This window comes from Leeuwenhoekiella sp. CH_XMU1409-2 (assembly GCF_037029365.1).
GTDB classification, from domain to species: Bacteria; Bacteroidota; Bacteroidia; order Flavobacteriales; family Flavobacteriaceae; genus Leeuwenhoekiella; species Leeuwenhoekiella blandensis.
Genome location: NZ_JAYMEI010000005.1, coordinates 180,026 through 202,915, shown reverse-complemented (window position 1 = coordinate 202,915; position 22,890 = coordinate 180,026). Strand labels below are relative to the sequence as shown.

17 protein-coding genes are annotated in these 22,890 nt (G+C 38.9%); 12 read left to right on the top strand and 5 right to left on the bottom strand.

Translation table 11 applies throughout. The features are described 5' to 3' along the window. Positions 1-185: 185 nt before the first annotated feature. The 8 genes from thrA to WA338_RS07535 all read left to right on the top strand — a co-directional run bounded on the left by thrA (position 186) and on the right by WA338_RS07535 (position 12,409). On the top strand, positions 186-2,624 hold the full coding sequence (thrA, locus tag WA338_RS07570) for a bifunctional aspartate kinase/homoserine dehydrogenase I (protein WP_009780597.1): 2,439 nt from the start codon (positions 186-188) through the stop codon (positions 2,622-2,624). A 9-nt stretch (positions 2,625-2,633) separates the two neighbouring features. Beyond that, a complete protein-coding gene (locus WA338_RS07565) occupies positions 2,634-3,563 on the top strand; it encodes a homoserine kinase (protein ID WP_009780598.1) in 930 nt (309 codons plus the stop codon). Between the two features lie 84 nt (positions 3,564-3,647). Then, on the top strand, positions 3,648-4,946 hold the full coding sequence (gene thrC / locus WA338_RS07560; protein WP_336092854.1) for a threonine synthase: 1,299 nt from the start codon (positions 3,648-3,650) through the stop codon (positions 4,944-4,946). A gap of 53 nt (positions 4,947-4,999) precedes the next feature. After that, the gene (gene gcvT / locus WA338_RS07555) at positions 5,000-6,082 is read left to right on the top strand and encodes a glycine cleavage system aminomethyltransferase GcvT (RefSeq protein ID WP_336092824.1); all 1,083 of its coding nucleotides are present in this window, start codon (positions 5,000-5,002) and stop codon (positions 6,080-6,082) included. 78 nt (positions 6,083-6,160) lie between these two features. Continuing rightward, positions 6,161-6,967 (top strand): sugar nucleotide-binding protein, encoded by an 807-nt coding sequence (locus WA338_RS07550; protein ID WP_336092822.1) that lies wholly within the window; start codon positions 6,161-6,163, stop codon positions 6,965-6,967. Between the two features lie 6 nt (positions 6,968-6,973). After that, positions 6,974-8,047, top strand: coding sequence for a DUF3810 domain-containing protein (locus WA338_RS07545; RefSeq protein WP_336092820.1), 1,074 nt, complete (start codon positions 6,974-6,976; stop codon positions 8,045-8,047). 89 nt (positions 8,048-8,136) lie between these two features. Further along, positions 8,137-11,109, top strand: a complete 2,973-nt coding sequence (locus WA338_RS07540; protein WP_336092818.1) for an amidohydrolase family protein — start codon at positions 8,137-8,139, stop codon at positions 11,107-11,109. Between the two features lies 1 nt (position 11,110). After that, a complete protein-coding gene (locus WA338_RS07535; protein WP_336092816.1) occupies positions 11,111-12,409 on the top strand; it encodes an amidohydrolase family protein in 1,299 nt (432 codons plus the stop codon). Positions 12,410-12,503: 94 nt separating this feature from the next. On the opposite strand, the gene WA338_RS07530 is transcribed toward WA338_RS07535, so the two are convergent. Further along, complete coding sequence (locus tag WA338_RS07530; RefSeq protein ID WP_336092814.1) at positions 12,504-13,769, bottom strand: tetratricopeptide repeat protein; 1,266 nt, start codon at positions 13,767-13,769, stop codon at positions 12,504-12,506. A 29-nt stretch (positions 13,770-13,798) separates the two neighbouring features. Further along, a complete protein-coding gene (gene gyrA / locus WA338_RS07525) occupies positions 13,799-16,336 on the bottom strand; it encodes a DNA gyrase subunit A (RefSeq protein WP_009780606.1) in 2,538 nt (845 codons plus the stop codon). Positions 16,337-16,583: 247 nt separating this feature from the next. Between gyrA and WA338_RS07520 the strand changes: the two genes are divergently transcribed. Further along, entirely contained in the window at positions 16,584-19,130 is a 2,547-nt protein-coding gene (locus tag WA338_RS07520) for an ATP-dependent Clp protease ATP-binding subunit (protein WP_336092813.1), read from the top strand. A gap of 67 nt (positions 19,131-19,197) precedes the next feature. Then, entirely contained in the window at positions 19,198-19,578 is a 381-nt protein-coding gene (locus tag WA338_RS07515; protein ID WP_336092811.1) for a hypothetical protein, read from the top strand. A gap of 37 nt (positions 19,579-19,615) precedes the next feature. Here the strand turns inward: WA338_RS07515 and WA338_RS07510 are convergent, their stop codons facing one another. The 3 genes from WA338_RS07510 to msrA are packed head-to-tail and all read right to left on the bottom strand — an operon-like array spanning position 19,616 to position 21,133. Further along, complete coding sequence (locus tag WA338_RS07510) at positions 19,616-19,924, bottom strand: hypothetical protein (RefSeq protein WP_273016549.1); 309 nt, start codon at positions 19,922-19,924, stop codon at positions 19,616-19,618. Positions 19,925-19,966: 42 nt separating this feature from the next. Next, positions 19,967-20,566: a GTP cyclohydrolase I FolE gene (gene folE / locus WA338_RS07505; RefSeq protein ID WP_273016547.1), complete on the bottom strand. Its 600-nt coding sequence runs from the start codon at positions 20,564-20,566 to the stop codon at positions 19,967-19,969. Positions 20,567-20,581: 15 nt separating this feature from the next. Beyond that, on the bottom strand, positions 20,582-21,133 hold the full coding sequence (gene msrA / locus WA338_RS07500) for a peptide-methionine (S)-S-oxide reductase MsrA (RefSeq protein WP_272985812.1): 552 nt from the start codon (positions 21,131-21,133) through the stop codon (positions 20,582-20,584). Between the two features lie 234 nt (positions 21,134-21,367). On the opposite strand from msrA, the gene WA338_RS07495 reads away from it, so the two are divergent. Both WA338_RS07495 and WA338_RS07490 read left to right on the top strand, forming a co-directional pair. Continuing rightward, positions 21,368-22,030: an ABC transporter ATP-binding protein gene (locus tag WA338_RS07495; protein WP_272985814.1), complete on the top strand. Its 663-nt coding sequence runs from the start codon at positions 21,368-21,370 to the stop codon at positions 22,028-22,030. Then, on the top strand, positions 22,011-22,802 hold the full coding sequence (locus WA338_RS07490) for a TIGR02757 family protein (protein WP_272985815.1): 792 nt from the start codon (positions 22,011-22,013) through the stop codon (positions 22,800-22,802). The genes WA338_RS07495 and WA338_RS07490 overlap by 20 nt, the downstream gene beginning before the upstream one ends. Positions 22,803-22,890: the final 88 nt, after the last annotated feature.

The following is a 22,890-nucleotide window of genomic DNA, read 5'->3' as shown; positions in this document are numbered from 1 at the left end:
AGTTAATAACACATGAAAGCAATTAACAACATTCTTATCCCTACAATCGCTACCACAGGTATTGCGATCGCTTTCATTATTATTACCCCTTTGGGGTATTCTATTAACATATAACTTCCGGTACTTCTCGTGTTTACACGAAAATCAACTTATTTTTATAAAAACTCATTTCAAACACTAAAGCCATGCGTGTTTTAAAATTTGGCGGTACTTCAGTAGGAAGCGTCGCAAACATAAACCAAGTCATCAACATCGTTAAGAACGGTGCTCAAGATCAAAAGATAGCCGTTGTCGTTTCGGCATTAGGAGGCATCACAGATTTATTGATGCAAGCAGGAACAGATGCCAGCAATAAAGAAGATTACAATACTGCTTTTAAAGATATTGAAGCAAAACACATCGAGTTCACCCGAACATTAATTCCCGACAGCAAAGAAGCTTTAGACGAGATAAAAAATCTTTTAGGCAATCTTGAATCGCTTTTACAAGGCATTTACCTCATAAATGAACTTTCTCCTAAAACAGTAGATAAATTATTAGCCTACGGCGAAATTTTATCTTCTTCGATCATTGCTCGGGCAATGTATGCTCAAGGTCTGGATGCCGTGCGTAAGGACAGTCGAGATCTGATTACTACAAATGATAAACACACCAAAGCCGGAGTAAATTATAAAGTAACCAACAGTCAGGTGGAATATTATTTCACCAAAGCAAAACAAAAGATTACCGTATTGCCTGGTTTTATCGCAAGTACAGCGCAAGGCGAAACCACTACTTTAGGTCGCGGCGGTTCTGACTTTACAGCAGCTATTGTTGCTGCTGCACTTGATGTAGATCAAGTTGAGATCTATACCGATGTGAGCGGTATGTACACGGCTAACCCAAAAATGGTGAAGCAGGCAAAACCTATTGACAGCATTTCGTATCACGAAGCAATGGAGCTTTCACATTTTGGAGCTAAAGTTCTATATCCGCCTACGATCGTTCCGGTAATGAGTAAAAACATTCCGATACGCATTAAAAACACCTTGCAACCTGAAGACCCGGGAACACTTATTCATAATCAAGAAGGTCTTAGCGATAATCCTATCAAAGGCTTGAGCAACATCAATAATGTGGCGCTACTTACTCTTGAAGGCGGCGGTATGGTTGGAATTCCGGGCATCAGTAAGCGTTTGTTTGAAACCTTAAGCAACCAGGGAATCAACATCATTTTGATCACGCAGGCTTCTAGCGAACACAGCATTTGCTTAGGTGTGATGGAAGAAGATGCAGGAAAAGCTAAAAATGCCATTGACGAAGAGTTTGAATATGAAATTTCACTGAACAAAATCGATCCGTTAACGATCGAGATCGGTTTGAGCATCATTGCGCTTGTAGGCGATCAAATGAAAAGCCATCAGGGAATAAGCGGTAAAATGTTCAGTACGCTTGGTAAAAACAACGTAAACATTCGCGCTATTGCTCAAGGAGCGAGTGAGAAGAATATTTCTGCAGTGATCGCTCAAAAAGACGTTAAAAAGGCCTTAAACAGTCTTCACGAGCGTTTCTTTGAAGCACAACGCAAGCAATTGAACTTATTCATTACAGGAGTTGGAAATGTAGGTGAAAAACTACTGAACCAAATTCAGCAACAGCAAGAGTATCTTAAGAAACAGCTCAACATCAATATGCGTGTGCTGGGATTGAGTAATTCTCGCAAAATGCTTGTTGATGAAAACGGGATCGATTTACAAAACTGGAGTACACTCTTAGATGCAGGAGAACCTGCGACATTGGATGGTTTTCTAGATCACGTAGTAGAGCTCAATCAACGTAACAGCATCTTTGTAGATATTACCGCTAATGCTGATGTTGCCGATATGTACGGTAAATATTTAAAACAAAGTGTTGCCGTTGTGGCTTGTAACAAGATCGCTGCAGCTTCTGATTTCAAAAATTATAGCGAACTGAAGCGCTTAAGTAAAGCTTATAATGCACCCTTATTGTTTGAAACCAATGTAGGAGCAGGACTGCCTATAATTGACACCTTAAACAACCTTATTGCTTCAGGCGATCGTGTAAATCGCATTCAGGCGGTTTTATCCGGAAGTTTGAATTTTGTATTCAATAATTTCAAATCCGGAGATAGTTTCCACGATGTGGTACAAGCAGCAAAAGCTGAAGGTTTTACTGAGCCTGATCCAAGAATTGATTTGAGCGGTGTAGATGTTGCCCGTAAGATTTTAATCCTGGCACGTGAAAGCGGACTCAAAATCAACTTAGAAGATATTGAGAACGAACCTTTCTTAACGGAAAACAACTTGAATAGTTCTGACGTTCCGCACTTCTTTGAAACACTTAAAGAAGATGCCGAACATTTTGAAAAGCTCGTCGCTCAAGCCGAAGCTAAAAACTGTCGTTTGAAGTATGTAGCTCAACTCGATAACGGCAAGGCAAGCGTAGGACTTCAAGAAATTCCTGAAGGTCATCCGTTCTACAATCTTGAAGGTTCAGATAACATCGTGCTGTTCTTCACAGACCGCTACCCTACGCAACCTATGCAGATCAAAGGTGCAGGCGCAGGTGGTGATGTTACCGCTTCAGGATTGTTTGCAGACATCATAAGAACAGCCACTTTTTAAGCCGAAAAAATGAAAGAAATACGTGTCTTTTCACCGGCAACCGTTGCTAACGTAAACTGCGGTTTTGATGTTTTAGGTTTTGCTCTTGATGGTTTGGGTGATGAAATGGTAATTCGTAAAGTTCCTGAAAAAGGAATCAAAATCACCGAGATCACCGGCGCCGATTTACCGTACGAAGCGAAAGAAAATGTGGTGGGCGTTGCCGGCTTGGCTATGGTTGAAGCTTTAGATCTTGATTATGGTTTTGAAGTAGAAATTCATAAAAAAATAAGACTGGGCAGCGGTGTGGGCAGTAGCGCGGCAAGTGCTTCAGGAATTGTTTTTGGAATCAATCAATTTCTAGAGGAGCCGTTATCAAATCTTGAACTTACCGAATTTGGTATGAAAGGGGAAGCGGTTGCCAGCGGCAATGAACATGCTGATAATGTTGCGCCTTGCCTTTATGGTGGGTTTACATTAATTACCGGTTACGAACCTTTAAAGATTGTTTCCGTACCGGTTCCTGAAGAATTGTATGTGACCATTATTCATCCGCATATAACTATTAAAACCAAAGAAGCTCGGGAGATTTTACCTAAAGAAGTTTCGCTTAAAAATGCGATCAAACAGACGGGAAATCTGGCAGGATTAATCGCCGGACTATACACCAAAGATTACGATTTGATCGCTACGAGTACGCAAGATGTTTTGGTAGAACCTTATCGTAAAAACTTGATCCCTGATTTTGATTATTACAGAGACACGGCTCTTAAAAATGGAGGTTTATCTTTTGGAATTAGCGGCTCTGGACCTTCGATGTTTACGCTAAGTAAAGGTCTGCAAAATGCTGGTGCAGTTGAATTTGCATTGAAAAAAGCGTTAAAAGAAAAGAATATGCTTAGCGACAGCTATGTTTCTCCGGTCTCAAAACACGGAAACAGAATTTTAGAAAAAAATTAAACAGTTTAATTCGTGCGATTCGGAAAGTTTCCTAGTTGATTTAAAAGAATGTCGTACGAATACACATTCAATATTTATAAGAAAATGAACTTTTATAGTTTAAATGGTAAAGCGCCAGAGGTAGGTTTAGAAGAAGCTGTTGTACGCGGAATTGCACCCGACAAAGGATTGTATTTTCCCGAGTCGATCACACCGCTTCCACAGTCGTTTTTTGACAACATAGAAAACCTGTCAAATAACGAAATCGCATTCACTGCAATCCGTCAATTTGTTGATGGGGTCATTCCTGATACCGCCTTAAAAGATATTATCGCAGATGTGCTTTCTTTCGATTTCCCTGTTGTAGAAGTTGAAGAAAATATAGGAACGCTAGAACTTTTTCACGGCCCTACAATGGCGTTTAAAGATGTAGGTGCTCGATTTATGGCACGCTGCCTGGGTTATTTTTCGGCACAAAAAGAAACACAAGAGCCGGTAACGGTTTTGGTAGCTACCAGTGGCGATACCGGCGGTGCTGTTGCTCGTGGCTTTTTAAATGTGGAAGGTGTTGATGTTGTGATTCTGTATCCAACCGGCAAAGTGAGTGATATTCAAGAAAAACAATTAACTACTTTGGGCGCCAATATTACCGCACTGGAAGTTGATGGTGTTTTTGATGATTGCCAAGCCATGGTGAAAACAGCATTTCTTGATGAAGAAATTACTTCGCAACGTAAATTAACTTCAGCCAACTCTATTAATATTGCGCGCTGGTTGCCGCAACTATTCTATTTCCTTTTTGCATACAAACAAGCAAAATCAAAAGGTAAAGAATTGGTTTTTTCTGTTCCTAGCGGAAACTTCGGAAATATTTGTGCGGGAATGGTCGCGCATAAATTAGGAATGCCTGTAAAGCACTTTGTAGCTTCGGTAAACAGTAATGACATCGTTCCTGAATATTTAAAAACAGGAGAATACAAACCAAAACCTTCAGTTGCGACGATTAGTAATGCGATGGATGTGGGTGATCCTTCAAACTTTATTAGAATTCAGAAATTATTCAACAACGATCTGGAAGCCCTTTCGCAGAAATTGTCCTCTTTTTCATACTCTGACGAGGAAACCAAAGCAGCAATGCAAAAAATTTATGCAGAGACCGGTTATATCGCAGATCCGCACGGCGCAGTTGGCTATTTAGGCTTGAAACATTACCTGAAAGACCATCCTGATGCTTACGGTATTTTCTTAGAAACGGCACATCCGGTTAAGTTTTTACCTGTTGTAAATCCGGTGATTGATGCAGAAATTGAAATTCCTGAGCAGATCAAAGCAGTAATGGACAAAGAAAAACACGCGATCGCTATTAAAAATTACGACGAATTTAAGTCGTTTTTGTTAAGCTAGGTGCTGCGCTTTTCAGTGTAGTTTTGATACATTTGTGCTCTTAAAATTTACAGATGAAATCTACTGCACTTACCAAAATACATGAAAGCTTAGGAGCTAAAATGGTTCCATTTGCGGGATATAATATGCCGGTTTCTTACGAAGGCGTAAATGCCGAGCACGAAACCGTACGCAACGGCGTTGGCGTTTTTGATGTTTCACATATGGGTGAATTTCTTGCCATTGGCGAGCAGGCGCTTGATCTGCTTCAAAAAGTATGTAGTAACGATATATCAAAACTTAAAGTTGGCGGTGCGCAGTACAATTGCTTACCGAATAACGAAGGCGGGATCGTAGATGATCTAATTGTTTATCGCATTCGGGAAAACGAATATTTGCTTGTGGTAAACGCTTCAAATATTGAAAAAGATTGGGAATGGATTAGTAGTCATAACGAATTTGGCGTTGAGCTGAAGAACATTTCTGATGATTTTTCGCTCTTAGCAATTCAAGGCCCAAAAGCAATTGAAGCCATGCAGTCGCTTACCAAGACCGATCTTTCTGCGATTAAATTCTATAATTTTGAAGTAGCTCCGTTTGCAGGTATCGATCACGTGATTATCAGCGCAACAGGATATACCGGCAGTGGTGGATTTGAGATTTATTGCCACAACGATCACGCAGAGCAACTATGGGCTAAGGTTTTTGAAGCCGGAAAAGATTTTGGAATTAAGCCAATTGGTCTTGCTGCTCGTGATACTTTGCGTCTGGAAATGGGCTATTGCCTTTATGGAAACGACATTGACGATACCACTTCGCCCATTGAAGCTGGTTTGGGATGGATCACAAAATTCACTAAAGATTTTGTCAATGCTGAAGCATTAAAAGCTCAAAAAGAAAACGGTCCCGAGCGTAAGTTAGTAGGATTTGAACTTACAACGCGCGGTATTCCTCGTAAGGACTATGAGATCGTAGATGCAGATGATAATGTAATTGGCGTGGTGACTTCGGGAACGATGTCTCCTTCCCTATCTAAAGGAATTGGTCTGGGCTATGTCAAAACTGATCTAGCTAAACCAGATACCGAAATTTTTATCAAAGTGCGCAATAAAAGCATCCCGGCTAAAGTTGTAAAACTACCTTTTTATAAAGCATAAAACACTAATTAGGTCGCTGTGGCACACGCAGCGACCATAATTAAAACGTGAACGCTCATTCAAAATACACACAAAATATTGATTTTGGGAGCCAGCGGCTTCCTGGGTGGTGCCTTGTATAAAGAATTACACAGGTACTATGACACCTATGGCACATACCATACAGGCCGAATCTACTCAGACAATCAACATTTTATTCATTTTGATGTTTCTCGAGACAGCATTTACGAAGTATTGAATCAAGTGCGGCCAACAGTCGTGATTTCGGCTTTACGTGGTGATTTTGAAGGACAAGTAGAAGCGCACGAAGATCTTTGCGATTATGCGCAACGCACCGGTATTTATGTGATCTATCTTTCTTCGGCTAATGTTTTTGATGCTTTTGTAAACTACCCCAGCTACGAGTATGATAAAACATTATCAGAAAGTAAATACGGAAAGCTTAAAATACGCTGTGAGAATTTCTTTCTCAATTACCTGCCGGAAGAGCAATATGCGATCATTAGGTTACCGATGGTTTTTGGGATGAACTCCCCTCGAGTACGCGCCATAAAGAATGCTATTTTACTGCAAGAGCAAGTTGAAGTATTTCCGCATTTGATTATGAATACGACTACTGATCGTAAACTGGCGCAGCAAATTCATTTTATCATCAACCGAAACCGTTTTGGGATTTTTCACTTGGGAAGTAATGACTTGATTCATCATCAAGAATTCATCAACGAAATCATTACTAAACTGGACATCAAGATCAAACCGAATTTCAAATTGGTGTATACCTCAAATTTTGATCGATATCTAGCCGTTTTACCTAAAGACAATAAACTACCACAGCATTTAAGCATAACTAACGAAGAAGTAGTAGCAGAATCTCAAGCCTATTAAATACTGATGAAAATTAAAAAGCTTCTTATTTATTCTGGTGTTTTAGTGCTTCAGATCATTGGCCTCAAATTACTTGCTACACATCCGGAGTTTATCGAGCGGTATTACAGCAATGGAATCTACGAGTACACTTCTAGATTATTTAGGTATGTATTTGGATGGATTCCTTTTTCTTTCGGAGATTTGATGTATACGGCGGTGATTATTTATTTACTGGTCGCTCTTTTTAAACTCTTCAGAAATAAATTCAAAACCTTTATTCCGTTTTTAACTCAAGGTATTTTATTTGCCAACATCATCTATTTAGCCTTTCACGTTTTATGGGGTTTAAATTACTATAGGTTACCACTGCATCAAGCGCTTGGTATTGAAAATCAATACACCACAGAAGAGGTAATAAGTCTTACCCAACGACTTATTAAAAAAGCCAATATGCTGCACGAAAGGCTTCAGCCAAACGATACGTTGCCTGTAGTCTTTCAGCAAGATTTACAAGACATTTTTGACAAAACCCCTGAAGGTTATGCAATTGTAGAAGATAATTTCCCAAAACTAGACTACCATCCCAAAAGCATTAAAAATTCGCTTTACCGTTATCCATTAAGTTATATGGGATTTGGAGGTTATCTTAACCCGATAACTCAAGAAGGTCAAATAAATGGCTTGCTACCGGCACATCGCTGGCCTTTAGTAAGCTGCCACGAAGAAGCACATCAATTGGGTTTTGCAAAAGAAAACGAAGCCAATTTTATTGCGGTTATGGCAACCACAAATAATCCTGATCCTTACTTCAAATATTCTGGCTATATATTTGCTTTGCGCTATTGTCTCAGTGATGTCTATCAACGAAATCCTGCTGCAGGCGAACTGCTTTCTTCTAAAATAAAACCGGGAATTATCGCAAATTACAGGCAGTCGCGAGACTTCTGGATGACGTATCAAAATCCATTAGAGCCTTTGTTAGCCAAATTTTACGGTGGCTATCTAAAAGCAAATAATCAACCTGCTGGAATGCAGAGTTATAATTATGTAGTGGCTCTTTTGGTGAATTATTTTAAGAAGCGTCCTCTTCACGTTTAAGCGTTAAAAATATCTTAATTACTCTTAAAATATCTTAAAGCCGCGTATTTACCTTTAATTTAGAGAGCATTCTTAAATTAAGTTAAATTATGAACAAAAAACTATTCTTCACCGGATGGTTATTATTCATGTTCTGTATGGTTTCAGCGCAGGAATATTATCCGGTAAACGATGGAGTAAAATCTATCAACACAAACTACACCCTATTCAAAAATGCAACCTTGCATCCTTCTCCAGGTAAAACGATTTCAAACGGAAGTTTGCTTATCAAAGACGGTAAGATTGTATCTGTAGGAAAATCTGTAGACAGCCCAAAAAATGCTGTGGTAATTGATCTGGAAGGGAAACACGTTTATCCTTCTTTTGTAGAAGCCTATTCTACTTTTGGTGTTAAAACACCAGAACGCTCCTTTGGTGGTCGCAGTCCGCAATATGAAGCAACACGTGAAGGCTATTATTGGAACGATCATATACGAGCAGAAACCAATGCTCTTGATGCGTTCAAGTATGATAATAAAGCTGCAAAAGATTTGGTTGAAGCCGGTTTTGGTGCGGTAAGTACGCATATGGCAGATGGTCTTGCACGAGGAAACGGAATTCTCGTCGCTCTAAATTCTGAAGGAAATACAGCAGAGCGTCTTCTTGATACTCGATCTGCACAATTCTTTTCTTTTAATAAGAGTAACCTTTCGCAGCAATCGTATCCATCTTCTGTAATGGGTTCCACTGCTCTTATCCGTCAGGTTTTTGAAGATGCAGAATGGTATGCTGGTGGCAATGTTGACACTAGAGATCTTTCACTAGAGGCGCTAAATGCAAATATGGATCTTCCACAAATCTTTTTTGGTGAAGGTCTTTATGATGATTTGCGCATCGCGAGTTTATCTAAAGAAACCGGAGTACCTTTTATCATTGTAGGTGGAGGTGATGAGTATAAGCGTATTGGCGAGGTTAAAGCTACAGGCGCTTCGTACATTATTCCTATTAATTTTCAAGACGCTTATGATGTTGAAGATCCGTATCAAGCAGATTTTGTAAGCTTAAGCCAAATGCTTGAATGGAATCAAGCGCCTACCAACCCGGCAAAATTAGACGAGGCAGGACTAACCTTTGCCATTACTTCTAATGGTTTGAAGTCTCCGGGAATGCTTTCTTCTATGTTGAAAAAAGCGTTTAAGTATGGTCTTGATAAAGAAACCGCTCTAGCTGCGTTGACTACTATTCCTGCTCAATTATTAGGAAAGTCAGAAGAGTTGGGAACACTTTCAACTGATGCCTGGGCAAACTTTTTAATCACTTCGGGAGAACTTTTTGAAGATGAAACAATTCTTTACGAAAATTGGGTTCAGGGTTCTCAGAATGTAATTAAAGATGCTTCGATAATCGACATTGATGGAAGCTATACCTTAAATACCGGTGGTAAATCTTATGATATGACCATCTCAAAATCTACAGAAAGACCTTCGGTTACTGTGAAGGATGGTGAGACAAAACTCGGTTCTAAAGTAGCTTACAATGATGGTTGGTTGAATGTTACTTTTACAGGTGACGCCGATAAAAAAGAGTATACACGTGTCATTGCACAAGTAAGTCCAAATACGCCTTGGAACGGTAAAGCAATCTTACCTGATGGTTCTGAGACATCTTTTAATATTTCGAAAAAACCTTCAACCGAAACGGAAGAGGAAGAAAAAGAAGACGATGATAAAGAAGAAGTAGCTCCAGAAGTGATGCCGCTTACCTATCCTAACGTGGCTTATGGCTATGAAGAAAAACCAGAGGCTGAAACAATTCTGTTTAAAAACGCTACGGTTTGGACTAATGAAGAAGCAGGTATTTTAGAAGAAACTGATGTACTTGTAAAAAATGGTAAAATTGCCAAAGTAGGTAAGGGACTAAGCGCCGGTGGTGCGAAAGTTGTTGATGCGACTGGTAAGCATTTAACTAGTGGTATTATTGATGAGCATTCTCATATTGCTGCATTTTCTATTAATGAGTCTGGTCAAAACTCATCTGCAGAGGTTCGTATGAGAGATGCGGTTAACCCAGACGATATAGACATTTATAGAGATCTTGCAGGCGGAGTTACAACCATTCAACTCTTACACGGTTCAGCAAATCCAATTGGAGGTCAATCAGCTGTGATGAAACTTAAATGGGGTTCTAGCATCGATGAGATGGTTCTTGATGATGCCAAGTTTATCAAATTTGCCTTGGGTGAAAACGTGAAGCAATCAAACTGGGGCAGCTACAGCAGATTCCCACAGACGCGTATGGGGGTTCAGCAAATGTTCACAGATTATTTTCAGCGTGCTAAAGAATATGAGGCTAAGAAAAATAGCGGCGAGCCGTATCGTACAGATTACGAGATGGAAACGCTTGTCGAAATCTTAAACGCAGATCGCTTTATCACTTCGCATTCTTATGTTCAAAGTGAAATCAATATGCTTATGAAAGTAGCTGAAAGTTTCGACTTTAGAATTAACACATTCACACATATTCTTGAAGGTTATAAAGTAGCTGATAAGATGCAAGAACACGGTGTTGCAGGTTCAACATTTAGCGACTGGTGGGCGTACAAGTATGAAGTTAACGATGCTATACCGTACAATGCGGCTATTATGTGGAGCCAAGGTGTACTTACCGGTATCAACAGTGATGATGCCGAAATGAGCCGTAGATTGAATCAGGAAGCTGCTAAGACTATGAAATATGGTGGCGTACCAGAAGAAGAAGCCTGGAAGTTTGTCACACTTAACCCTGCAAAAATGCTTCATATTGATGACCGTACCGGTAGTATCAAAGAAGGAAAAGATGCAGATTTAGTGCTTTGGTCAACCTACCCGATGTCTGTAAGCGCAGTTGCCGAAAAAACAATGGTTGAAGGTGTTGTTTATTTCGATATTGAAACCGATAAAGAACTGAAAGAAAAGGTTGAAGCTAAAAAGAATAAGCTTTCTACAATGATGCTTGGCGCCAAAAATAAAGGTCTTAAAACGCAGCCTGCTAAGAAGAACGAAAAACAGCGTTTAGATTGTGACACTTTAGAAACACTATACTAGAATGAAGACATTTAAAAAATTATATATACTACTATTTTTTGCAGTCCTTTCGCTGCAAGCACAGCAAACTCCTGCTCCGGTTCAAAAAGGTGACATAACGCTTACCGGCGGTGTTGCGCATATTGGAAATGGAGAGGTTATTGAAAACAGTCTGATTTTTATTACTGACGGAAAGATCGTTGGTGTTTATGATGCGACTACAACAAAGCGACCTCTTAAAGGAGAGATCATCAAAATTGATGGACAACACGTCTACCCAAGCTTCATCGCGCTAGACACCAAGCTAGGTTTGATTGAAATTGAAGCGGTACGCGCAACAGAAGATCAGGATGAAATTGGGGAGTACAACCCGCATATTGAAGCTATTGTCGCTTATAATGCAGAATCAAAAGTAGTTGAAAGTATGCGCCCTAACGGTGTGCTGCTCGCACAAACGGTTCCTCAAGGGGGTACGATCTCAGGAGAGTCATCTGTGGTACAACTAGATGCTTGGAATTGGGAAGATGCTGCCATTAAGCGCGGCGATGGAATTCACTTAAACTGGCCCAATAGTTTTAGACGTGGTCGCTGGTGGTTAGGTGAAGACGCAGGTTACAGCCCAAATAAAGAGTACGCGTCTAACATCACAGAAATTAAAGATTTCATGAGTCAATCTGCGGCATACGAAGCGGGTGATTCTTCTATTAAGAACTTACCTTTTGCAGCTATGCAAGGTGTTTTAGACGGAAGTCAAAACCTCTATGTGCACGTTGATTCTGAAAAGGAAATTCTTGATGTTCTTAAGTTTAAAGAAGAAATGAATATCGACAAGCTTGTACTTGTAGGAGCTTATCGCGCATATAAAGTTGCAGATGAGATAGCCAAAGCTGATGTGCCGGTAATTCTCGCTCGCGTACATAGTTTACCTGAAGCTGAAGATGACGACTACAACATCTCTTTTAAAATGGCTGTAACCCTTGTTGAAGCCGGTGTTAAGGTTGCTCTAGGGAACAGCGGAGAGTATTGGGAAGCACGTAACACGCCTTTTTACGCAGGTCAAACAACTGCTCACGGTTTAAGTTTTGAAGATGCATTACAGTTGATCACTAAAAATGCAGCTGAAATCTTAGGAATGAGTGATCAGGTAGGAACACTTGAAAATGGAAAGGATGCAACCTTCTTTGTAAGCACCGGAAATGCTTTAGAAATGAAAGGAAACAACCTTACGCACGCATTCATCAACGGAAGAAGCATCAGTTTAGAATCACATCAAACTGAGCTTTGGAAACGTTATATGGAAAAATACGACCGAACAGAATAATTAGATTCTGTCTCTTAATTAGAATTAAACAAAAAAAGTCCGATTCAAAATGAATCGGACTTTTCTTTTATAGAAGTTTAAAACTTGCTAAAAATTAACCTTGCATTGCATCAAGCTTCGCTTTGTAAGCTTCAGCTTCTTCAGTATTCCCTAACTGAATATGGATGTTATATAAAGTTCTTATCGCTTCAATATTTGGATTCTCACCAGCAGTAGCTTTTTCTAAATAAGGAACAGCATCTTTGTATAATTGTAAGCGCTCTTCTTTAAGCTCTTCATACTTATCATTATCTGCCTTAGTATTTCCTAAAGAGTTCATTTGCTCAATAATCTCTTTGTCTTTACCTAGCATCAATGCAGCGATGTTAAGATTTGCTCCGGCATAATCAGGATCGATCTCCAAAGCTTTTTTGTAATAACCAAGCGCTTTCTCAGTATTACCAGCATCAGCAGCACCTACACCAAGGTTAAAATACAAACCAGGATTATTAGGATCTTTCTCGATTACCTTTTGTAATGCAGCTTCATACTCGTCTGTCATTCCCATTTTAAGATATACATCTGCTGCAGAGCGCAATAATGCATCATCATCAGGATTTGCAGCCAAAGCGTCTTTGATCGCTTCTAAAGCTTCCTCATTCTTCCCTTCTTGAATATAGATAAGCGCAATGTTTTTTGCAATCTCACCTGCGCGAGACTCGGTAACCTCAACTTTAGGATCTTCGTGAGAACCAGATTTTACAAAAAGATCACGTTGTTGCTTTGAAGGAAAACTTTCTACTTCACCACTCTCTTTATTCTTAGCAGTGTATTTAGTCTCAATACCGGTGTAGCCCAAATCTTTAAGCTGCCCGTAGTAATCAAGAGCAGTATCGTAGTCTTGACCATTCACTGCATTTGAAGCTGCAAAATAAAGATAAGAAGTATCCTTTGGTGTTAAGGTATATAATCTATAAAGCTTGTCTGCTGCAGGAGCATATTTCTGTGCATTTTGATCATCTACAGCAGAAGAGATAATAGCGTTCATAGCAGTCTGCTTGTATTGCGTAGCTTCTTCGCCATATTTATCTCCTTCGTTGTATTCAAAAACTTGATTAAAAGCTTCCATCGCTTTTAAAAGTTCGTCTGCATTCTTGTTGTTTTCTCCACCAAGAAATGCACGTCCTTTTACAAAGTAATAATATTCTTTTTCTTTTTCATCCATCTCGCCCATCATACTTTCAACAGCGGCGATTTCAGTTTGTGCTTCAGCATAATTTTCATCATCTACAGTTTTTTCCGCAGATCTGATTTCCCTTTTCTGCGCAAAGGTTACTGCAGTAAATGATAGGGCTGCAAGCAATAAAGATTTAGTTTTCATTATTGATTTTTATTAATATTCGACTTTATTTATTCTTCTTCGTCAGAAGAAGGTTTTTCAACATTTGGTGTTTCTGGTGCGTTTTCATCAGTCACGATATCTTCAGTATCATCCCCTTCAATATCATCCTCATCCTTTTTAACCTTAGTTACAGCAGCAATTGTGTCTCCCTTCTTAAGATTAATAAGTCGCACACCTTGTGTAGCACGGCCCATAACTCGCAATTCTGAAACTTCCATTCTAATTGCGATTCCAGACTTATTGATGATCATAAGATCATCTTCATCTGTAACATTGTTGATTGCTACAAGATTTCCGGTTTTTTCGGTAACAGAAATTGTTTTAACTCCCTTACCTCCTCGGTTAGTCACTCGATAGTCTTCAACTAAAGAACGCTTACCATAGCCGTTTTCTGAAACTACAAGAACATTAGACTCAGGATCGTTTACAGCGACCATGCCGATCACTTCGTCATTATCATCTGCAAGAGTTATGCCACGCACACCAGAAGCGTTTCTACCCATAGGTCTAGTCTTCTCTTCTTCAAAGCGAATCGCTTTACCAGATTTGACTGCAAGCATCACTTGGCTATCTCCGGTGGTTAACTTTGCAGCGAGCAATTCATCACCTTCCTTAATAGTAATCGCGTTGATTCCGTTAGTTCGTGGTCGTGAGTATTGCTCAAGAGAAGTTTTCTTAACCTGACCTTTTTTGGTCGCCATAATGACATAATGACTGTTGATGTATTCCTCGTCTTTTAGGTCATTGGTACAGATAAAGGCTTTTACTTTATCATCTGGCTCGATATTGATCAAGTTTTGGATTGCGCGTCCTTTTGAAGTTTTGCTTCCTTCCGGAATTTCAAAAACACGTACCCAGAAACATTTTCCTTTTTCAGTAAAGAAAATCAAATACTGATGGTTTGTTCCTACAAACAGATGTTCTAAGAAATCTTCATTACGCGTAGTAGAACCTTTTTGTCCAACCCCTCCTCTATTCTGGGTTTTATATTCCATTAGTGAAGTTCGCTTCACGTAACCCGCGTGAGAAATAGTAAGAACAACTTTCTCATCAGGAATCAGGTCTGTGATACTAACATCACCGCCGGCAATATCAATATCTGTACGACGTTCATCACCATATTTAGCTCTAATTTCTTCGAGCTCTTCTTTGATGATATCCATACGACGCTCTTTACGCGCTAGAATATCCTTCAAGTCTTCAATCGTTTTTAAGAGCTCTTCATACTCTTCACGTAATTTGTCTTGCTCGAGACCGGTAAGCTGTCTTAAGCGCATTTCAACAATCGCTCGTGCTTGAATTTCAGTCAATTCAAAACGATCGATCAATTTTTGACGGGCTTCCTCAGCATTACTACTTGCACGTATCAAAGCAATCACCTCGTCAATATTATCTGACGCGATGATAAGACCTTCTAAAATATGCGCACGATCTTCAGCTTTTTTAAGCTCATATTCGGTACGGCGTACAACCACCTCATGACGGTGATCTACGAAATGATGAATCATATCTTTTAGATTCAACATTTCTGGTCTTCCTTTCACCAATGCAATATTATTCACACTGAAAGAAGACTGCAGCGCAGTATATTTAAATAAGGTATTAAGAACAATGTTAGGGATGGCGTCACGTTTAAGAACATAAACGATACGCATACCTTTACGGTCAGACTCATCACGTATTGAAGCAATACCGTCGATCTTCTTTTCATTAACAAGATCTGCGGTTTTCTTTATCATATCGGCTTTGTTCACCTGATATGGAATTTCGCTAACGATGATGCATTCTCTTCCCTTTACTTCTTCAATGATCGCTTTGGCGCGTAGTACAACACGACCTCTTCCGGTTTTAAAAGCCTCGCGTACACCGTCATAGCCATAGATCGTTCCTCCTGTCGGGAAATCTGGAGCTGTGATGTGCTGCATCAACTCATCTATTTCGATGTCGTTGTTTTCGATATATGCGATAGTCCCGTTTACAACTTCAGTAAGGTTGTGTGGTGGCATATTGGTTGCCATACCCACAGCAATACCCGAAGCTCCGTTTACTAAAAGTCCCGGAATACGCGTAGGTAAAACAGTAGGTTCTTTTAAAGTATCGTCAAAATTTAGGGTGTGATCTACCGTATCTTTATCTATATCGGCAAGCATTTCTTCTGAAATCTTGCGCATACGCGCCTCTGTATATCGCATCGCCGCCGGGCTATCACCATCTACAGAACCAAAGTTACCTTGACCATCTACCAGCATATAGCGCAAACTCCACTCTTGTGCCATACGCACCATGGTATCGTAAACTGATGTATCCCCGTGAGGGTGATATTTACCAAGTACCTCTCCTACAATTCTCGCAGACTTTTTATGTGCAGAGTTTGACCGAACACCTAGTTCATGCATTCCAAACAAAACACGTCTATGTACAGGCTTCAAACCGTCCCGCACATCTGGCAACGCACGTGACACGATGACCGACATTGAATAATCAATGTAGGCTGATTTCATTTCATCTTCAATGTTGATAGGAATTAACTTCTCTCCTTCAGCCATATATTTTAATCTTTAATTGTGGTTTAAACAGTAAGGGGCAATATACGGTTTTCTTGTCTGTTTTAGGAGGCTGCGCAAATAAGCTAAGCTGGTTTTTATTAACAAAAATTAATTTTGGTTTTTAATAAGTATGCTTAACTTCCATTGTGTCTTTGAAAGTAATTTTGTCAATTTACTTACAAAGTAATCAACGGAACGGTTTTTGACCTACTAATACCAAAAACCTAAGATAAAGAGAGGAGCGTTTATGGATGATAATTTTTCACCCCGAGTTAAAGATGTAATTGCCTATAGTAAAGAAGAAGCTTTACGTTTGGGCCACGATTTTATAGGAACCGAACATTTAATGTTAGGCCTTCTACGTGACGGAAGCGGTAAAGCGATCGAAATTCTTCAGGCGCTAGATGTAGACCTTAGCCATTTAAGGCGCAAGGTAGAAATTTTGAGTCCGGCAAATCCGGGATCAGGAATTTCCAGCAATGAGAAGAAAAACCTACATCTTACCAGACAAGCCGAGCGTGCTTTAAAAACAACTTTTTTAGAAGCAAAACTTTTTCAAAGTTCTTCTATTAACACAGCGCATCTTTTACTTTGTGTTTTACGCAATGAGAACGATCCTACGACCAAATTGCTCAATAAACTCAAAGTAGATTATGACAATGTAAAAGATCAATTCAAACTTATGATGACTAGTGATGACGATTATATAGAGCCAATAAAAAGTGAATCGTTTAGCGAAGATGATAATACTGCAGATTCGTCTAAAGAAAATCCTTTTAATGCTCCGGGAAATAAATCAAATAAAAAATCGAAAACTCCAGTTCTAGACAACTTCGGGCGCGATCTTACCGCACTTGCCGAAGATGATAAACTAGATCCTGTAGTGGGACGAGAAAAAGAAATCGAGCGTGTTTCTCAAATTTTGAGTAGACGTAAGAAAAACAATCCGCTACTTATCGGTGAGCCGGGTGTTGGTAAATCTGCCATTGCCGAAGGTCTTGCTTTGCTAATTGTTAAGCGAAAAGTATCACGTATTCTTTTTGACAAGCGTGTTGTGACGCTGGATCTTGCAAGCTTAGTTGCAGGAACCAAATATCGCGGTCAGTTTGAAGAGCGTATGAAAGCAGTGATGAATGAATTAGAGAAAAATTCAGACATCATTTTATTCATTGATGAAATTCATACTATTGTTGGTGCAGGTGGTGCCACAGGATCGCTTGATGCGAGCAATATGTTTAAACCTGCTTTGGCACGTGGCGAAATTCAATGCATTGGAGCAACAACGCTAGACGAGTATAGACAATACATTGAGAAAGATGGTGCGCTTGAGCGTCGTTTTCAAAAGGTGATTGTTGAGCCTACGAATATTGAGGAGACCATAGAAATCCTAAACAACATTAAGGATAAATATGAAGATCATCATAATGTATCCTATACCGACGAAGCGATAAAAGCTTGCGTTACGCTTACTAATAGATATATGACAGATCGTTTTCTTCCGGACAAAGCTATTGATGCTCTGGATGAGGCAGGGTCTCGAGTGCATATTGTGAATATTGACGTCCCAAAGAAAATTCTTGATTTAGAACGCCAATTAGAAGAAGTACGTGAGCGTAAAAATTCTGTAGTTAAAAAACAGAAATACGAAGAAGCTGCAAAACTGCGCGATGATGAGAAGAACCTTGAAAAAGAACTGGCTGTAGCACAGCAAAATTGGGAAGAAGATTCTAAACAGCATAAAGAAACCGTGACCGAAGATAACGTTGCTGATGTGGTTTCTATGATGTCTGGAATTCCGGTGAACCGAATTGCAAAAACAGAAAGCAACAAACTTGCTGAGTTGCCTAAGTCTATTAAATCAAAAGTAATTGGTCAAGACGAAGCAGTTGCTAAAGTAGCAAAAGCTATTCAACGGAATCGTGCAGGATTGAAAGACCCGCATAAACCGATTGGCTCTTTCATTTTCTTAGGTCAGACAGGTGTAGGTAAAACGCAACTTGCAAAAATTTTAGCTACTGAACTGTTTGACAATGAAGATTCTCTCGTGCGAATTGATATGAGTGAGTATATGGAAAAATTTGCTATATCTCGCTTAATCGGTGCACCTCCGGGATATGTAGGTTATGAAGAAGGTGGTCAGCTTACTGAAAAAGTACGTAGAAAACCATATTCTGTAATTCTACTTGACGAAATTGAGAAGGCACACCCTGACGTATTCAATATGTTGTTACAAGTACTTGATGATGGTTATATCACAGATTCTTTAGGTCGTAAAATCGATTTTAGAAACACTGTAATTATTATGACTTCAAACATAGGTGCTCGTAAACTTAAAGACTTTGGTCAAGGTGTAGGTTTTGGTACTGCAGCGCGTAAAGAACAAGCTGAAGAGAATGCTAAAGGTGTAATCCAACAAGCGCTCAAAAAGGCTTTTGCTCCAGAATTCTTAAATCGTGTTGATGATGTAATCGTATTTAATGCGCTAGATCGTAAAGAAATACATAAAATCATCGATATCGAGCTTAAAAAGCTTTATCAGCGCATAGAAACTTTAGGATATCACTTGACTTTAAGTGATAAAGCAAAAGACTTTATTAGCGATAAAGGTTTTGATAAAGAATATGGTGCTCGACCTTTAAAGCGTGCCATTCAAAAGTATATTGAAGATGCACTTGCTGAGGAGATTATCTCCTCCAAAATAACCGAAGGTGATCGCATTTTTATGGATCTTGAAGACGATAAAGAAGAGTTGACTATAAAAATTGAGAAGACTGAGAATTCAGCTCAATCCTAAATTAATTCTCCATATAAAATATTAAAAACCACCTATTTAGGTGGTTTTTTTTGTTAATTTAGATACAATGAAAGTCTTAAGAAAAATAGATTTGGGAATCGGGGTACTCGAATTTTTCGAAAACCATGTCTTGGGTTATGTAAACCCAGGTGTCAACTTTGACCAGAAAGAGCGCCAACTATTTCTCGAAGCGTGCTTAGTTCATTTTGACGATAAACCCTTTGGTTATGTTTCTGTTAGAAAACATTCATACAGTATAAATCCATTGATATACAGTGAACTTAATACTGTTCCTAGTCTTAAAGCTTTCGCTATTGTTTCTTTTTCAAATATTTGCACCGGAAATGCAGAGATTGAAGAGCGGTTCTACAAAAAACCATTTGCCATTTTTAAATCAACAGATGAAGCTCAAGAGTGGATTAGCACTACAGTTGCATCATTTAAATAAAAGAGGCGCTCAAATTTAAGCGCCTCTTCTACTATTTTTATTTGTTTGATCTAATAGGGATTGATTTCATTTTCAAATCACGTTGCGGACTAATAAGAAAAGTATAAGCCCACATCAACGTAAATGAAGGAATGATATCTGTAAACGGTAAAATCTCTTCTACAAAAACTAAAATTGAGGCAAATTTGCCTTTTCTTCCAGGATACATTTTGGTCATCTGCTTAGCTGCCACCGGAGCCCATGCTAAATCTAAAAAAGGCCCAATTACCGGGGTCGCCATGGTGAGCATTCCAACTGCATCAAAAAACAGCCCTTTTAGTAGTAAATTATAATTTAAGGTTTTCATCTTTTTGAATTTTACTTTTAATAGAGCAAATAACCTGCCAAACTACGCCAAATCAGAACCTATGAGTTTTAAAAACTCATTGCGCGTTTCATTATGTTCAAATTGTCCTCTAAACCCTGAGGTTGTAGTCGTTGAATTTTGCTTTTGAACTCCGCGCATCATCATACACATATGAGAAGCTTCAATCACTACCGCAACTCCTTGTGGTTTGAGTGTGTTATTGATACACTCTAAAATATCGTGGGTCAAACGTTCCTGAACCTGCAATCTTCTAGAAAATACATCTACAACGCGAGGAAGTTTACTTAAACCTACAATATGACCGTCTGGTATATAAGCGATATGTGCTTTTCCAAAAAATGGTAGTAAATGGTGCTCACACAAAGAATATAATTCAATGTTTTTAACGATTACCATTTCCCTGTAATCTTCTTTAAACATAGCTCCTTTGAGAATCTCACTTGCATCCATGTCATAACCGCTGGTTAAATACATCATTGCTTTAGCGGCACGCTCCGGTGTTTTTACAATACCTTCACGGGTTACATCTTCGCCCAGATCTGTTATGATCGCCTTATAGCGATCCTTCACATCTTCTTTTACATCGATATTATACTCTTCAAATTGTCTGTATGGAGCCATAAATATATGTTTTGATTAAAGATACACCTCTTGCAATTTATCTTGGTATAGCTTCTTTATTTTGTTGACTTTAGGATTTATTATAAACTGACAATACCCTTGCTCAGTATGATTATTATAGAACGAATGATGCTCTTCTTCAGCGTTATAAAATGGTTTTGCCGGTGTCACTTCGGTAACAATTTTAGACTCAAAAACCTGTTGTTCTTCTAAGTAAGCGATATACTGCTCTGCAAGTTTTTGCTGTTCTTCGGTATGGTAAAAAATCGCACTTCGATATTGTGTTCCCACATCATTGCCTTGACGATTTAATGTAGTAGGATCGTGTGTAGTAAAAAACACCTGCAGCAAATCCTTATAAGAAATGATTTCAGGGTTAAAATCAAACTGAATTCCTTCTGCGTGTCCCGTTCTTCCTTGACATACCTCGCGATACGGTGGATTTTTAATCGTCCCACCGGTATAACCACTCATCACATTGTAAACTCCTTTAAACCGCTGAAACACGGCTTCTGTACACCAGAAGCATCCATTGGCAAAAGTGGCTTTTTCTAATTTTTCATTCATAGCTTAGCAAATTTATAATCTGAATCTTAACTCAGATACTGTTTAACCTTTTGTTAATACATTTAGACAAATCATTAAACAAAAAACAAATAGCACACGTGAAGACGCAAATCTTTTACACTGTAGTATCTTTGAAACCTGTTGCTGAAATATCTGAGATTATTAAACAGTAAAAGGCAGCATACTAGTCGAAAACACACCGGCTAGCTTACATTTAATTGCATTGCATATATTATGATTAAAGCTGAAAATATTTATAAATCCTATGGAGATGTCCAAGTCTTGAAAGGTGTTGATCTTGAAATTAAAGATGGCGAAGTAGTTTCGGTCGTGGGTGCAAGTGGCGCCGGAAAAACCACACTCCTTCAAATTTTAGGAACACTAGATCGCGCCGATAAAAACAAAACGACTAATCTTTTCATCAACGATACTCAAATCGCAGACCTTAACGAAAAAGAGCTGAGTAAATTTCGCAACTTAAATATTGGATTTATTTTTCAGTTTCATCAACTTCTGCCAGAATTTACAGCATTAGAGAATGTATGTATCCCGGCGTATATTGCTAAAAAAAGTAAAGAAGAAGCCGAAGCAAAGGCTAAAGAACTTTTAGATTTTTTAGGCCTTGGTCATCGTATAAATCATAAGCCCGGCGCACTTTCAGGAGGTGAACAACAACGTGTTGCTGTCGCGCGTTCGCTAATCAATGAACCTGCATTAATTCTCGCCGATGAGCCTTCAGGAAATCTCGATAGTGAGTCTGCAGAGAATCTGCACCAATTATTTTTTAAGCTTCGCGACACCTATAATCAAACCTTTGTAATCGTAACGCATAATGAAGATCTAGCAACAATGGCAGATCGTAAACTCACCATGGTAGATGGCAAAATCATCTCTTAGATTAAAAAAAAGCGAACTCAAAGAATTTTTAGATGAAAAGGCTGCGCTCTATGAAAGTCCAAAGTTTATAGGCACAGATCCTATTCAGATTCCGCATCAATTTAGTAAAAAAGAAGATATTGAGATCATAGGCTTTTTGGTTGCTACTATCGCTTGGGGTAACCGCAAGAGCATCATAAAAAACGGTAATCAACTCGTTGCATTACTTGAAAATGCTCCATTTGATTTTGTGATGAATCATACCGAAAATGATCTCGAACGTTTATTGCCTTTCGTACATCGCACATTTAATGGTACAGACCTGATGACGTTTATAAAAGCCTTACGTCATATTTACACGCATTATGAAGGCATAGAAGCGGTTTTTAATAGCTCTGTTTTGAATAATGAACTGCAAACCGCAATTCATCATTTTAAAAAGCACTTTTTTGAAGTCGAACATTTACCTCGCACACAGAAACACGTGAGCGACCCGCTGAAAAAATCAGCTGCTAAGCGTATCAATATGTACCTAAGATGGATGGTAAGACCTAATGCAGCAGGTGTTGACTTTGGAATATGGCCATCACTAAAACCTGCCCTACTCTCCTGCCCTTTAGATGTACATTCTGGTCGTGTAGCAAGACAATTAGGTTTGTTAAAACGCAAGCAGAATGATGCTATCGCTTTGGCCGAACTGGATAAACAATTAAGAAAATTAGACCCACAAGATCCTGTAAAATATGATTTTGCATTATTTGGACTCAGTGCTTTTGAAAAGGATCTATTTTAAAGCAAAGTACCAAATCAAGGTTTTTGCTGAGCTTCTATTTTTAATCTGTACCAAAAAAAGTAGGACTATTTATAAGGTCAAATTACTA

Excerpts from the sequence above, each read along its gene's own strand:
- thrC (WP_336092854.1), top strand. The coding sequence starts at position 3,648 with ATGAACTTTTATAGTTTAAATGGTAAAGCGCCAGAGGTAGGTTTAGAA.
- WA338_RS07565 (WP_009780598.1), top strand. The coding sequence starts at position 2,634 with ATGAAAGAAATACGTGTCTTTTCACCGGCAACCGTTGCTAACGTAAAC.
- gcvT (WP_336092824.1), top strand. The coding sequence starts at position 5,000 with ATGAAATCTACTGCACTTACCAAAATACATGAAAGCTTAGGAGCTAAA.
- WA338_RS07520 (WP_336092813.1), top strand. The coding sequence starts at position 16,584 with ATGGATGATAATTTTTCACCCCGAGTTAAAGATGTAATTGCCTATAGT.
- WA338_RS07530 (WP_336092814.1), bottom strand. The coding sequence starts at position 13,769 with ATGAAAACTAAATCTTTATTGCTTGCAGCCCTATCATTTACTGCAGTA.
- WA338_RS07510 (WP_273016549.1), bottom strand. The coding sequence starts at position 19,924 with ATGAAAACCTTAAATTATAATTTACTACTAAAAGGGCTGTTTTTTGAT.
- WA338_RS07515 (WP_336092811.1), top strand. The coding sequence starts at position 19,198 with ATGAAAGTCTTAAGAAAAATAGATTTGGGAATCGGGGTACTCGAATTT.
- gyrA (WP_009780606.1), bottom strand. The coding sequence starts at position 16,336 with ATGGCTGAAGGAGAGAAGTTAATTCCTATCAACATTGAAGATGAAATG.
- folE (WP_273016547.1), bottom strand. The coding sequence starts at position 20,566 with ATGGCTCCATACAGACAATTTGAAGAGTATAATATCGATGTAAAAGAA.
- WA338_RS07535 (WP_336092816.1), top strand. The coding sequence starts at position 11,111 with ATGAAGACATTTAAAAAATTATATATACTACTATTTTTTGCAGTCCTT.
- WA338_RS07490 (WP_272985815.1), top strand. The coding sequence starts at position 22,011 with ATGGCAAAATCATCTCTTAGATTAAAAAAAAGCGAACTCAAAGAATTT.
- WA338_RS07540 (WP_336092818.1), top strand. The coding sequence starts at position 8,137 with ATGAACAAAAAACTATTCTTCACCGGATGGTTATTATTCATGTTCTGT.
- msrA (WP_272985812.1), bottom strand. The coding sequence starts at position 21,133 with ATGAATGAAAAATTAGAAAAAGCCACTTTTGCCAATGGATGCTTCTGG.
- thrA (WP_009780597.1), top strand. The coding sequence starts at position 186 with ATGCGTGTTTTAAAATTTGGCGGTACTTCAGTAGGAAGCGTCGCAAAC.
- WA338_RS07545 (WP_336092820.1), top strand. The coding sequence starts at position 6,974 with ATGAAAATTAAAAAGCTTCTTATTTATTCTGGTGTTTTAGTGCTTCAG.
- WA338_RS07495 (WP_272985814.1), top strand. The coding sequence starts at position 21,368 with ATGATTAAAGCTGAAAATATTTATAAATCCTATGGAGATGTCCAAGTC.